Annotated in this window: 13 protein-coding genes; 3 read left to right on the top strand and 10 right to left on the bottom strand. The window is 63.5% G+C overall.

Going from position 1 to position 12761, the window contains the following annotated elements:
• Positions 1 to 59 precede the first annotated feature (59 nt).
• The 5 genes from SJI00_RS17250 to leuS all read right to left on the bottom strand — a co-directional run bounded on the left by SJI00_RS17250 (position 60) and on the right by leuS (position 6046).
• Entirely contained in the window at positions 60 to 1376 is a 1317-nt protein-coding gene (locus tag SJI00_RS17250) for a lytic murein transglycosylase (protein WP_322462912.1), read from the bottom strand.
• A gap of 70 nt (positions 1377 to 1446) precedes the next feature.
• A complete protein-coding gene (gene arfA / locus SJI00_RS17245; protein ID WP_322462911.1) occupies positions 1447 to 1611 on the bottom strand; it encodes an alternative ribosome rescue factor ArfA in 165 nt (54 codons plus the stop codon).
• 88 nt (positions 1612 to 1699) lie between these two features.
• Positions 1700 to 2737 carry a DNA polymerase III subunit delta gene (gene holA / locus SJI00_RS17240; protein WP_322462910.1) on the bottom strand — a complete coding sequence of 346 codons (1038 nt, stop codon included), beginning with the start codon at positions 2735 to 2737 and terminating at the stop codon, positions 1700 to 1702.
• A 36-nt stretch (positions 2738 to 2773) separates the two neighbouring features.
• Positions 2774 to 3379, bottom strand: coding sequence for an LPS-assembly lipoprotein LptE (locus SJI00_RS17235; RefSeq protein ID WP_322462909.1), 606 nt, complete (start codon positions 3377 to 3379; stop codon positions 2774 to 2776).
• Positions 3380 to 3439: 60 nt separating this feature from the next.
• Positions 3440 to 6046: a leucine--tRNA ligase gene (gene leuS, locus SJI00_RS17230; protein WP_322462908.1), complete on the bottom strand. Its 2607-nt coding sequence runs from the start codon at positions 6044 to 6046 to the stop codon at positions 3440 to 3442.
• A 226-nt stretch (positions 6047 to 6272) separates the two neighbouring features.
• Here leuS and SJI00_RS17225 point away from each other — a divergent pair, with 226 nt between their 5' ends.
• Both SJI00_RS17225 and SJI00_RS17220 read left to right on the top strand, forming a co-directional pair.
• Complete coding sequence (locus SJI00_RS17225; RefSeq protein WP_322462907.1) at positions 6273 to 6584, top strand: hypothetical protein; 312 nt, start codon at positions 6273 to 6275, stop codon at positions 6582 to 6584.
• A 133-nt stretch (positions 6585 to 6717) separates the two neighbouring features.
• On the top strand, positions 6718 to 7479 hold the full coding sequence (locus SJI00_RS17220; protein WP_322462906.1) for a YdcF family protein: 762 nt from the start codon (positions 6718 to 6720) through the stop codon (positions 7477 to 7479).
• Positions 7480 to 7678: 199 nt separating this feature from the next.
• Here SJI00_RS17220 and lnt read toward each other — a convergent pair whose 3' ends face one another.
• Genes lnt through SJI00_RS17200 form a run of 4 tightly spaced genes read right to left on the bottom strand, consistent with a single transcriptional unit; the run spans position 7679 to position 11526 of the window.
• Positions 7679 to 9196 (bottom strand): apolipoprotein N-acyltransferase, encoded by a 1518-nt coding sequence (gene lnt / locus SJI00_RS17215; RefSeq protein WP_322462905.1) that lies wholly within the window; start codon positions 9194 to 9196, stop codon positions 7679 to 7681.
• Between the two features lie 8 nt (positions 9197 to 9204).
• The gene (locus tag SJI00_RS17210; RefSeq protein WP_322462904.1) at positions 9205 to 10044 is read right to left on the bottom strand and encodes a CorC family transporter; all 840 of its coding nucleotides are present in this window, start codon (positions 10042 to 10044) and stop codon (positions 9205 to 9207) included.
• 5 nt (positions 10045 to 10049) lie between these two features.
• A complete protein-coding gene (ybeY, locus tag SJI00_RS17205; RefSeq protein WP_322462903.1) occupies positions 10050 to 10538 on the bottom strand; it encodes an rRNA maturation RNase YbeY in 489 nt (162 codons plus the stop codon).
• The gene (locus SJI00_RS17200; protein WP_322462902.1) at positions 10531 to 11526 is read right to left on the bottom strand and encodes a PhoH family protein; all 996 of its coding nucleotides are present in this window, start codon (positions 11524 to 11526) and stop codon (positions 10531 to 10533) included. Before SJI00_RS17200 ends, ybeY begins: the two co-directional genes overlap by 8 nt.
• Before the next feature lie 238 nt (positions 11527 to 11764).
• Between SJI00_RS17200 and SJI00_RS17195 the strand changes: the two genes are divergently transcribed.
• Entirely contained in the window at positions 11765 to 12091 is a 327-nt protein-coding gene (locus tag SJI00_RS17195; RefSeq protein WP_322462901.1) for a DUF1820 family protein, read from the top strand.
• Positions 12092 to 12098: 7 nt separating this feature from the next.
• Here the strand turns inward: SJI00_RS17195 and SJI00_RS17190 are convergent, their stop codons facing one another.
• Positions 12099 to 12644, bottom strand: coding sequence for a tetratricopeptide repeat protein (locus tag SJI00_RS17190; protein WP_322462900.1), 546 nt, complete (start codon positions 12642 to 12644; stop codon positions 12099 to 12101).
• Positions 12645 to 12761 lie beyond the last annotated feature (117 nt).

Raw genomic sequence — 12761 nt, 5'->3', positions numbered from 1 at the left:
CATAGCCCGCGGCAGGTCGTGCACCTGCCAGCGGGCGATGGTTGCCATGCGGATTTGTGTCAGCGACCGCGCAAGCTATCCAGCAGCTTGTGGGTCGGGTACCCGTCCGCCGGCCAACCCAATCCCTGCTGCGCCGTACGAATGGCCTTGCGAGTGTTGGCGCCGATGATGCCGTCGGCATTGCCTGCCGGATAACCCTTGGCATTGAGCAGATTCTGCAGCTCCATGCGCTCGCTGCGGCTCAAGGGCTGATCATCTTTCGGCCAGCTACCGGCAATGAATCCCCAACCCGAGAAGCGATCGCCCAACAGGCTGACAGCCAGCGCGTAGGACGAGGAATTGTTGTACTTGAGGATCGCGCGGAAGTTGTCCAGCACCAGGAAGGCGGGCCCACGCGCACCCGCGGGCAACAGCAGGGCCGCGGAGAGTTCGTTGCTGCCTGCGGGCAGTTGAGTGCCGGCCGGCAGCGTAACGCCCAGCTGCAACCATTCACTGACCGGCTTGCGCTGGCTGCCATCGGCCTGCCAGTAGTCGAAGCCGGACGGCACCTGGACCTCGAAGCCCCACGGTTGGCCGCGCTTCCAGCCCGAGCTTTGCAGGTAGTGCGCGGTAGACGCCAGGGCGTCTGGCGTGCTGTTCCAGATGTCGCGGCGGCCATCGCCGTCGAAGTCGACCGCGTGCGTGGCGTAGGTGGTGGGGATGAACTGGGTCTGGCCCATGGCGCCGGCCCAGGAGCCGCGCATGGCGTCCGGCTGGATGTCGCCATCTTGCAGAATCTGCAGCGCAGCGATCAGCTGGTCCTGGGCGAACTGTGGGCGGCGGCCTTCATAGGCCAAGGTGGCCAGGGAGCGGATCACTGATTTGCTGCCCTGGAACTGGCCGAAATTGCTTTCCATGCCCCACACCGACACGAGCACCTGGCGATCGACGCCGTAGCGTTGCTCAAGACGGGCCAGCAGCTCGGCATGCTGCTCCAGCAGGCGCTTGCCGTTGCGCACGCGCAACGGCGACAGCGCCCCATCAAGGTACTCCCACACCGGACGACTGAATTCGGGCTGGCTGCGGTCGGCCTTGATCACGTCCATGTCAGGGGTGACACCCAGGAAGGCACGGTCGAAAACGCTCGCGGTGATGCCGGCCTGCAGTGCCTGTTGACGGAACCCTGCCTGCCATTGGGCGAAGGTTTGCACGGGCTGGATGTCGCTGCTGGTGTCGGTGCTGGCGCTGGGCAGCGCTACGGCAGGCGCTGGTTGCGCGGGCGGTAGAGGCACGGCGTCGGCTGCGGTGGGTTTTTCCGCGCAGGCGACCAGCAGGATGAGGCTGGATGCTGCGATCAATTGGCGAGGTTGCCAGCGGGGGAAAAGACTGGGGAGCATGCACAGATCCAGGGATTACAGGTCAGGCGACGACCATATCATGCCTGCGCACTTCTTGCCTTCAGCGCCTTCATGCGGCCAGAACGGAAGAAGCCTCCCAATCTCTCGATTGGAAGGCTTCGCGTTGGTAGCTGCCTTTGCCCTTGCTGGGACGTTCCTGACGACACCGGAACAGCGGCTGGGCGACGATGGATTTGGCTTTGTTGGGGCCAGGCTTGTGGGGCCGTTTGCTCATGGCGATTTCCTGCGCGGGGGGAGGTAGGGCGCACTGTAGGATGGCATCGCAGCCTGAGCCAATTGAATGTCTCAATCGCCAGTCGCCATCACTGCGCCGGCAGCGCCACGCGCTGGCCGGCCATCAACAGCACCAGCCGACTCAAGCCGATCCACGCCGAGCCTTCGGCCTGGCCCTTGATTTGCGCATCGATGCGCTGCGCGTCCTGCAGCAACTGCGCCCAGCGCTGCGCAGAAAGCCTTTGTAACGCTTTGCTCACCAGCGGTCGGCGCTTGTCCCAGATCGGCGGTTTGGCCTGGCTGAAGGCCTTGTCCAGCGGTACGCCCTGGCTGAACTGCTGAGCCAACCCGGCCAGCGCACGCAACTCGCGGGCCAGCGCCCAGAGAATCACCGGCGGCTCCACGCCTTCGCCGCGCAAGCCCTCCAGAACGCGCAGCGCATGACCGGCATCGCCCGCCAGAATGGCATCGACCAGCCCGAACACATCGAATCGCGCGCTGTCAGCCACTGCCGCCTGGACGGTCTCCACGGTGACCTGATTACCCTCGGCCAGCAGCTTGAGCTTCTCGATTTCCTGGGCGGCGGCGAGCAAGTTGCCTTCGACCCGCGAGGCGATCAGGTCGACGGCATCGCGCTGGGCGGCGAGGCCGGCCTGAGCCAGGCGCTGATTGATCCAGTTGGGCAATTGATGGGCATCGACCGGCCAGATCTGGATGAACTGGCACTGCCCGCCCTCGACCAGTGCCTTGCCCCATTTGGTACGTTGGGCGCTGGCGTCGAGCTTGGGCAGGCTGATCAACAGCACGGTGTCTTCAGCGGGGCGCGCGCAGTACTCGATCAACGCCGCGCCGCCCTTGTCGCCGGGCTTGCCCGATGGCAGGCGCAGCTCCAGCAGACGACGCTGGGCGAATAGCGACAGGCTGGCGCCAGCCTGGAGCAGGGTGCCCCAGTCAAAGTTGGCGTCGGCGCTGAACACCTGGCGTTCATCGAAGCCCTGCTTGCGCGCGGCAGCGCGGATGGCGTCGGCCGCTTCCTGGCACAGCAGCGGGTCATCGCCACTGACGATGTAGACCGGCGCCAGGTCGCCTTGCAGGTGCTTGGTGAGTTGGGCGGGGGCGAGCTTCATGGGCAAGGGCGGGGCACTGATGTGCCCCGTTCGGCCTTAGTTGGCCGGGATTTGCATCGGCGATTGCTGGGGCGTGGCGTCTTGCGCACGGCGGGCTGCTTCCAGCGCGTCGGCTTCAGCCTTGGCGCGCTGGTCAGCCTTGAGTTGCAATTCGTCAAGGCGTGCTGGCGTGAACTGCTGCAACCGCACCATCAGGCTTTGCACCAGATCGTTACGCATTTCATCACGCACCCGCTTGGCTTCCTGGCTGGAGCCGGTGACGTTGTTGCCGTCACGTACATACACTTTGCGCACTTCCAGCTTGTCAGCCAGCAGCACGGCTTTGTTCAGGCCCTGGATTTCGTAATTGACGACGGTGGTCAGCTCGTACTCGGCCGAGCGCGTACCGCCGGTATAGGTCGCTGCACGCTGGCTTTCCTGCTCGTTGGTCAGCACCAGATGGTACGGCGCGCCGCTGTAGAGCCTCACGCCGCTGTTTTCCAGCGCGTTGCGCAGTTGCTTGACCGTGTCGCCGTAGGCGTTGCGGGCGCTGAGGTCGAGCTCTTTGAGGCTCAGTTCGTTGGTGCCCGTGCCGCGCAGCTGAAAACCGCAGGCGCTGAGCATGACGGCCAGGCCCATCACCAGCAGATTGCGTTTGATCATGTTGTAGCTCCCTTGTGGGCCGATTCCGCCTGCTCGCACCGTCGCGAGCAGGCGTTGCCATCAGTTGGCGACGATGTTGACCAGCTTGCCTGGTACCACGATGACCTTGCGGATCGTCAGGCCATCGATGAAGCGCAGAACGTTTTCATTGCTGCGCGCGGCAGCTTCGATCTCTTCGCGGCTGGCTGCAGCAGGCATTTCCACCTGGCCCCGCAGCTTGCCGTTGACCTGCACCACCAGCACGATGCTGTCTTGCACCAGTGCGGCTTCATCCACCTGAGGCCAGGCAGCGTCGATCACCGCGCCTGCATGGCCGAGATGATTCCACAGCGCGTGGGAAATGTGCGGGGTGATCGGTGCCAGCAGCAAGCTGACGGCTTCCAGACCTTCCTGCAGCAGGGCACGGTCCTGGGCAGTGGCTTGCGGGGCCTTTTCCAGCACGTTCATCAGTGTCATCACCTGGGCGATGGCGGTGTTGAACTTGTGGAACTGACCCACGTCGATGCTGGCGTGGCGAATGGCCGAATGAATGGCGCGGCGAATGACTTTCTGCGCGTCATCCAACGTGGTCACATCAGGCGAGCCGGCAGCCCCTTGCGCGACATGCGCCTGGGCCAGGCGCCATACGCGACGCAGGAAGCGGCTGGCGCCCTCGACGCCGGAGTCGGACCATTCCAGGCTCTGATCGGGCGGCGAAGCGAACATCATGAACAGTCGGCAGGTGTCGGCGCCGTAGACCTCGATCATCGATTGCGGGTCGACGCCGTTATTTTTCGACTTCGACATCTTCTCGGTGCCGCCGATTTCCACCGGTTGGCCATCGGTTTTCAGGCGTGCGCCAATGATCTTGGCCTTGGCATCGCGCTCGATTTCGACATCCGCCGGGTTGAACCAGTCTTTGCCGCCGTTGCTGGCTACGCGGTAATAGGTTTCGGCAACCACCATGCCCTGGGTCAGCAGGTTCTTGAACGGCTCGTTCGAGGTGACCAGGCCTTCGTCGCGCATCAGCTTGTGGAAGAAGCGCGCGTACAGCAGGTGCAGGATCGCGTGTTCGATACCGCCGATGTACTGATCCACCGGCAGCCAGTGGTTGGCCGCTTTCGGATCGACCATGCCGCCTTCGTAGTTGGGCGAGGCGTAACGGGCGAAGTACCAGGACGACTCCACGAAAGTGTCCATGGTGTCGGTTTCACGCTTGGCCGGGCTGCCGCAGGTCGGGCAGGCGCACTCGTAGAATTCGGGCATGCGCGCCAGTGGCGAGCCAGCACCATCGGGTACGACGTTTTCCGGCAGGGTGACGGGCAGTTGATCTTCCGGCACCGGTACGTCGCCGCACGTCGTGCAGTGGATGATCGGAATCGGGCAGCCCCAGTAGCGTTGGCGGCTGATGCCCCAGTCGCGCAGGCGGAACTGGGTCCGCGACTTGCCCAGGTCCTTGCCGATCAAGGCCGCTTCGATGGCGTCGAAGGCGCCAGCAAAGTCGAGACCGTCGAAGGCGCCGGAGTTGATCAAGGTGCCGTGCTCGCCGTAGGCGGCTTGCCAATCGCTACCCACCTCGTCGCCCGCACTGGTGCGCACCACGGCCTTGATCGGCAGCGAGTACTTTTGCGCGAACTCGAAGTCACGCTCGTCATGGGCCGGTACGGCCATCACCGCGCCGTCGCCGTAATGCATCAGGACGTAGTTGGCGACCCACACCGGCAGCTTCTCGCCGGTCAGCGGGTGTTCGACCAGCAACGACGTTGCCAGGCCTTTCTTTTCCTGGGTGGCCATGTCGGCCTCGGCCACGCTGCCGCCTTTGCATTCGTCGATGAACGCCTGCAGCGCCGGGTTGCCCTGGGCCGCCTGGGTCGCCAGCGGGTGCTCGGCGGCCACTGCAACGTAGGTCGCGCCCATCAGCGTGTCGGGGCGCGTGGTGAAGACTTTCAGGGCGCCCGCATGACCGATGCTTGCCTGGTCATAGGGGAACTGCACTTCCATGCCGCGCGACTTGCCGATCCAGTTGCGCTGCATGGTCTTGACCTGTTCAGGCCAGCCCGGCAACTCGTCGAGGCTTTCCAGCAGCTCGTCGGCGTAGTCGGTGATGCGGAAGTAGTACATGGGGATTTCGCGCTTTTCGATCAGCGCGCCCGAGCGCCAGCCGCGCCCGTCGATGACCTGCTCGTTGGCCAGTACGGTCTGGTCGGCCGGGTCCCAGTTCACCGTGCCGTTCTTGCGGTAGATCACGCCTTTTTCGAACAGGCGGGTGAACAGCCATTGCTCCCAACGGTAGTAGTCGGGCTTGCAGGTGGTGACTTCACGGGACCAGTCGATGGCAAGGCCCAGGCTCTTGAGCTGGGTCTTCATGTAATCGATGTTTTCGTACGTCCACTTGGCCGGGGCGACGTTGTTCTTCATCGCCGCGTTTTCCGCCGGCATGCCGAACGCATCCCAGCCCATGGGCTGCAGGACGTTCTTGCCGAGCATGCGCTGGTAACGCGCGATCACATCGCCGATGGTGTAGTTGCGCACGTGCCCCATGTGTAGCTTGCCGCTCGGGTACGGGAACATCGATAGGCAGTAGTAGGTGTCTTTGCCTGGCTGTTCATTGACGGCGAACGACTGTTGCGCGTCCCAGAAAGACTGGGCGGCGGCTTCGATATCACGGGGCGTGTATTGTTCGTGCATGGCTACTTTTTGCTGAGAGAGAAAAGACCCTGTTCCAGGCAGCGCGAGCTCGCTGCGTCCGGCATTCCGGCGTCGGTAAAGTGAACGCCGTAGCATACATGAGCGCCGCCGCCGGTGGCTAACCAATCTACGCCGTGGGCCGTTGGTCGCGGCGGCCGGCTGCTTTGGCGAGTGCCGCTAAGCTCAGGGCTGGGGGAGATACCGTTATCTTCAATGAGGTGAATGAATGGGAGAGTCGCAGCTGAGCAAAACCAGACCTGAGGTATACGAGCGTCTGATCGACCGTGTAGGGCTGGCCCTTGAAACGGCCAGGACCGCTGTCAAATTGCGTGACGAGTTGCCTGTCGAGCTGGAATTGCGTGGCCTGAGCCCCGCCGAATTCGCAGTCATCAAGGCTTGGCTGGCCACTCAGGCACCTGGGCGGCTGGCGCAAGCCGGCATCGATCCGCAACCCAGGGCACCGGCCAGGATCATCTGGCTGAAAGATCGCAAGCAATCTGCCACGGCGGCACACTCGCACAAGCAGCCCTCCAGGTAAGCACTGACTTGCAAGGGCGCTGATGCCCTGTTCCGGATTTTCATTACACACACTCGATTTGATCGGTGTCCGCAGCCCTTGAGGCCCGGCGCCGATCCTCTTAGTCTGCATACCTCTCCCACAGGTATGCGCCATGCCCCTCAGGTTCTTCATCAAACAGTGGCTGCTGCCGCCTGGTCTGCTGATTCTCTTGCTGTTGGCGGGTTGGTGGCTGAGTGCGCGCTTCCCCAGGCTTTCGGCACTGTGTTTCATAGCCGGCGTGGGCGGGCTGTGGCTGATGAGCCTGCCGCTGGTCATGGAGCAGGGCGCACGCTTGCTGGAGCGCGAGCCCGCGCTGGCCGTGCAGGCCTGGCCGCAGTTGGTGCAGCAGGCGGATGTCATCGTGGTGTTGGGCGCGGGGCGCGGGCGCGGCGATCCGGCGTGGGGCGGGGTCGACCAGCCCAGCCTGCTGGCTTTGCAGCGCATGCGCTTCGCCGCCACCTTGGCCAAGGCCAGCGGCCTGCCGGTACTGACCAGTGGCGGTCTGCATTACGGCGAGCCGCCCAGTGAAGCCGAATTGATGGCGACCTACCTGCAGGCCGATTTCGGCGTAGCGGTTAGCTGGCAGGAACGCGCCAGCCGCACTACCTGGGAGAACGCCCAGTTCAGCGCGCAGATCCTGCAACCCCTGGGCAAGCGCCGTGTGGTGCTGGTCACACAGGCCTGGCACATGCCCCGGGCGCGCTGGAGCTTCGAGCAAGCGGGCTTTACCGTCGTTGCTGCACCGATGGCGTTTATCGGTGGCGCCCATGGCCGGCCGTTCGCCGGTCTGCTGCCGGAAAGCCGTGCGATGTGGCACAACGCTCAGTTGTTGAACGAGGCGCTGGGGTTATTGGCGTATCGGTTGATGTATTGAGGGGCTGGTGGCTCCCGCCTGCAAGGCTGCAGCACCCTCTGGCAGAGGTTCCGAGGCGTCTGGATCAGGCCGGCTGCCGCCTCGCTTCCCCTGCAACATCGGGGCGCCCGAATCGGGCCGGCGCAGCAGCCCCGTCAGGCAAAATGCAGGGCCCTGTGTCAGGCCGGCGCAGCCGGCCTGGTTCAGGCGTCGCGCAGTCTTACGGCGTGCGCATCCGCCGCCGTCCCAGCAGCGCCCAGCCGAGCAGCAAGGTGCAGACCACGATCAGCGGCCACGACCGCCATTGCAGGTACGGCGTCAGTTGCTGCATCGGCACGACCTGGCCATATAGCACCGCCTGCTCGAACTGTGGCACCTGCGCGGTGATGCGGCCCTGTGGGTCGATCAGTGCAGTGACGCCATTGTTGGTCGCCCGAATCATCCAGCGTCCGGCTTCCAGCGCTCGCATCTGCGCCATCTGCAAGTGCTGCAGGGGGCCGATCGAGGTGCCGAACCAGGTATCGTTACTGATGGTCAGCAGCAGGTCACTGCGCGCGGCAAGGCTGGCTGCAAACTCTGGATAGACCACCTCGTAACAGATGTATGGCGCGATCTGATACCCCTTGGCTTGCAGCAATGCCTGGTCTTGCGGCCCACGGGCGAAATCGGACATCGGCAGATTGAAGAACTCGATGGCCCCACGCAGCATGTCCTGCAGCGGCACATATTCACCGAAAGGCACGAGCTTCTGCTTGAGGTAGGTGCCGTCGCCTTCGCCGGTGACGGTCACGCCGTTGTAGTAGCGGCGCTGCCCACGGACTTCTTCGCGTACCGGCACGCCAGTGATCAGCGCCGTCTGCCGATCGCTGGCAAAACGCCCCATCATGTCGAGGTAACCCTGAGCCTGATCCTTGAGGATCGGCACCGCGGTTTCCGGCCAGACCAAGAGGTCAACCGGCTTGGCGTTCAGGCTCAGGTCACGGTACAGCGCAAGCTGAGCGTTGATGTGCGCCGGGTCCCACTTCAGGTCCTGCTCGACGTTGCCCTGAATCGCCGCCACCGTCAGCGGATCGCCCGAAGGGCGGGTCCAGGCGTGGTTTTTCAGGGCCAGGCCGGCTATCCAGGGCGCGATCAGCAGCGCCACGCCCATCATCAGCAATGGCGGCCGTGCACGCAGGCGATGCAGGTTGCACAGTAAAGCCGCGCTCAACGCCAGCACGAACGAAATCAGCCACACGCCACCCAGCGGCGCGAGCCCGGCAAGGGGACCCGCGAGCTGGCTGTAACCGGCGTAGAGCCAGGGGAAACCGGTGAGGAACCAGCCGCGAAAGGCCTCTTGCAGCAACCACAAGGCGGCAAAGCTCAGCGCATCGGCCAACGGCGCTTCGGGGCGGCGCACAAAGCGCGCCCATAGCCACGCGGGTAGGGCAAAGAACAGGCCAACACCGGCGAAGAACGCGACGAGCAGCACCACCGCCAGCAGCGGCGAAGCGCCGCCGTAGGTGGTCATGCTGACGTAGATCCAACTGGTGCCGGCCCCATACAGGCCGAAGCCGAAGCACCAGCCACGGCCAAAGGCCTGACGTGGGCTCAGCTCACGCAGGCCGGCATAGAACAGCGCAATCGAGAGCAGCGCCAGCGGCCAGATATCGAACGGCGCCAGCGCCAGGAGTGTCGAGGCGCCGGCCGCCACGGCCAGCAGGTTACCGGGCCAGCCGGGGCGGGTGATCCAGCGCATGGGAGTCCTTAACGGTTGATCGGGGTCAGGCGCAGCAAATGGATGCGTCGGCTGTCGGCATTGAGGATGCGGAACCGCCAGGTGCCGATTTCCGTGGTCTCGTTGCGCTTGGGCAGGTGGCCGAAGGCCGTCATCACCAGGCCACCGACGGTGTTGAAGTCTTCGGTGGAGAACGTGCCGTCGAAGAACTCGTTGAAGTTGTCGATCGGGGTCAACGCTTTTACCAGGAAGTCGCCATTGGGCAACGGCTTGATGTAGCTGTCTTCCTCGACGTCATGCTCGTCTTCGATGTCACCGACGATCTGTTCCAGCACGTCTTCGATGGTGACCAGGCCCGCTACGCCGCCGTATTCGTCAACCACGATGGCCATGTGGTTGTGGTTGGCGCGGAACTCGCGCAGCAGCACGTTGAGGCGCTTGGACTCAGGCACGAAGACCGCTTGGCGCAGCAGATGCTTGATGTCGAAGCTGTCGCCGTTTTCCTTGAGGATCAACGGCAGCAGGTCCTTGGCCAGGAGAATCCCGAGCACATCGTCGTGGCTTTCGCCAATCACCGGATAGCGCGAGTGCGCGGCATCGATCACCGCAGGCAGAAACTCGCGAGGTGACTGGCAGGCCTTGATGCTGATCATCTGCGAGCGCGGCACCATGATGTCACGCACCTGCAGGTCCGCGACCTGAATGGCGCCTTCGACGATGGCCAGCGCTTCGCTGTCGAGCAGCTTGTTCTGATGGGCTTCGCGCAGCAGCTCGAGGAGTTCCTGGCGGTTTTTCGGCTCATGGGCAAAAGCCTGGGTCAGTTTACCCAGCCAGGACTTCTGCCCGTTGCTCGATCGGTCTTCGCTCATGGCGGTTACTCGTGTTCCTTACAGTGGTTGGTGTGTGAATGTTCATCGTCGGCGTAGGGGTCAGGGTGGCCCAGTTCCGCCAGAAGCGTGCGCTCCAGGGCTTCCATTTCCTCGGCTTCTTCATCGTCGATGTGGTCGTAGCCGAGCAGGTGCAGGCAGCCATGGATGACCAGGTGAGCCCAGTGCGCGTCCAGCGTCTTGCCTTGCTCTCGGGCCTCGCGCTCGACCACCGGGATGCAGATCACCAGGTCGCCCAGCAGCGGAATGTCGAGCAGCTCGTCAGGCACATCGGCGGGGAAGGACAGCACGTTGGTCGCGTAGTCCTTGTGCCGCCAGGTGTGGTTCAGCTCGCGGCCCTCGGCTTCATCGACCAGGCGGATGGTCAGCTCCGAATCGGCCGTGCGCTGGCGCAGCGCCAGTTCGCACCAGCGGCGAAAGGCGGCGTCATCGGGGGCGGCGGCGCTGGAGGCCCGTTGCAGGTCGAGTTCAAGCATTTTTGCTGGCGGCCTCGGCGGCTTGCACGGCTTCGAAGCGGTCATAGGCCTCGACGATGCGCTGTACCAGCGGGTGACGCACCACGTCTTTGGAGTCGAAGTGGGTGAAACTGATGCCTTCGACATCCTTGAGCACGTTGATCACGTGACCCAGGCCCGACTTGGTGCCTTTGGGCAGGTCAACCTGGGTGATGTCACCGGTGATCACTGCGGTTGAGCCGAAGCCGATGCGGGTCAGGAACATCTTCATCTGCTCGAGGGTGGTGTTCTGACTCTCGTCGAGAATGATGAAGCTGTTATTGAGGGTGCGACCACGCATGTAGGCCAGCGGGGCGATCTCGATCACCTGGCGCTCGATGAGTTTGGCCACGTGCTCGAAGCCGAGCATCTCGTACAGCGCGTCGTACAGCGGGCGCAGGTACGGGTCGATTTTCTGCGCCAGGTCACCGGGCAGGAAGCCGAGCTTTTCGCCCGCCTCGACTGCCGGGCGTACCAGCAGGATGCGCCGCACTTGCTCACGCTCCAGCGCATCCACGGCGCAGGCCACGGCCAGGTACGTCTTGCCGGTGCCCGCCGGGCCAACGCCGAAGTTGATGTCGTTGGCGAGGATCTTCTGCACGTAGTGCTGCTGATTGACGCCGCGTGGACGGATGGCGCCTTTGCGCGTACGCAGGGAAACGCTGACTTCGTTCACGGCCGGGTTGTCGATGTTTTCCACCGAAGACTCCTGCAGGTACAAGTGGACGATTTCAGGGGACAGGTCAGTGGCCTTGGCCTCGCGATAGAGGCGGCGCAGCAGCTGTTCGGCGTTGGAGGTGGACTTGGCTTCGCCAATCAGCTCGAACTGATTGCCGCGGTTGCGGATTTCGATGGCCAGGCGTTGTTCGATCAGACGCAGGTGCTCGTCGAACTGGCCGCACAAGTTGGCGAAACGGTGGGCCTCGAAGGGCTCGAGGAGGAAACGATGAGGTTGTATGGGTGCGTTCAAGGTGGTTTTTGGCCGCTCGCCGGCAATGAATGTGAGTTGAAGAATAACCCTTGAATGGCAGGGACGAAAGCTCTGAAACGATCAAGGGTTGGCGAAAGGCAATCACGGCCTCTGACGACGATTCGGTGTGCCGTGGTAGAGCGCTGGCGACACGTCCAGCCCCCGTCGTCGCTGCGTGAGACCGAGCGGGCTCTGCTATGATGCCGGCCCCTTTCCCCTGCATGTGCCCCCGCCAAACATGAGCAAGCGCGAACCCGCCATCTATAAAGTCATTTTCCTCAACCAGGGCCAGGTCTTCGAGCTGTACGCCAAGCAGATCTTCCAGAGCGATCTGTGGGGCTTTCTGGAAATCGAGGAAATCGTCTTCGGCGAGCGCAGCCAGCTGGTGGTCGACCCGGGGGAAGAAAAACTCAAGGCTCAGTTCGAGGGGGTGGTTCGCAGTTTCGTTCCCCTGCAGTCGATCGTGCGCATCGATGAGGTGGAGCGACTGGGCACGGCCAAGATCAGCGAGGCCAAGGCGAGCGGCAACGTGATGCCGTTCCCGATGCCTGTGCCGGAGCGCTGAGAAGGCGTCAGGGCAGCGGCGAGAAGGGCGAGCGGCCTTCGGCGTTCTGCAGTTCCAGCAGGTATTTGCGGAAGATCTGCCCCAGCACCTGGGTGGCGTGTTCCAGCTCGGCGCGCGGCATCTGCTCGGTGACTTCGTCGGCCATGTCCAGCGCATCTTCGGCGCCGTTGACCGAGGCCATTTTCAGCAGGATATAGGCCTGAACATGGTTGGCCTCGACGCCTTCACCATGAAAGAACATGCTGCCGAGCCGGTATTGCGCCTGGGCATGGCCTTGCAATGAGGCTTTCTGGAACCAGTCGAGGGCCTTGGGCAGCTGCGGTGGCGTTTGTGTGTAGAAGTACTCACCGAGCTCGTACTGCGCTTCGGCGTCCCCGGTCTGTGCCACGCGTTCGCAGGTTTTCAGGGCCTGTTCGAGGTCTTGTGGCTGAGTGTTGAGCGTGCAGCGGCCCGTGGCTGGAATCAGCAACGAGTTGCCTTCCTCTGCCAGCGTCAGCAGGGGCGTAAGAAGCAACAGGCACCCCAGGGTCAGGGTCCGGCCGGTGCGGTTCATGGGGATAGACTTACCTCTGCAAAGCTGCGGCCAATGTCTCTGGTGGCACATTATGGGATAAGCGAGGCAAACCTTACAAAGATTTACGCGAAATTCTCTTGCCGGGGCAGGATTGCC

It is taken from the genome of Pseudomonas gebzensis, from assembly GCF_034427815.1.
Lineage (GTDB): Bacteria > Pseudomonadota > Gammaproteobacteria > Pseudomonadales > Pseudomonadaceae > Aquipseudomonas.
The sequence above is the reverse complement of the archived record's forward strand: the minus strand, read 5'-3'. Positions and strand labels throughout refer to the sequence as shown.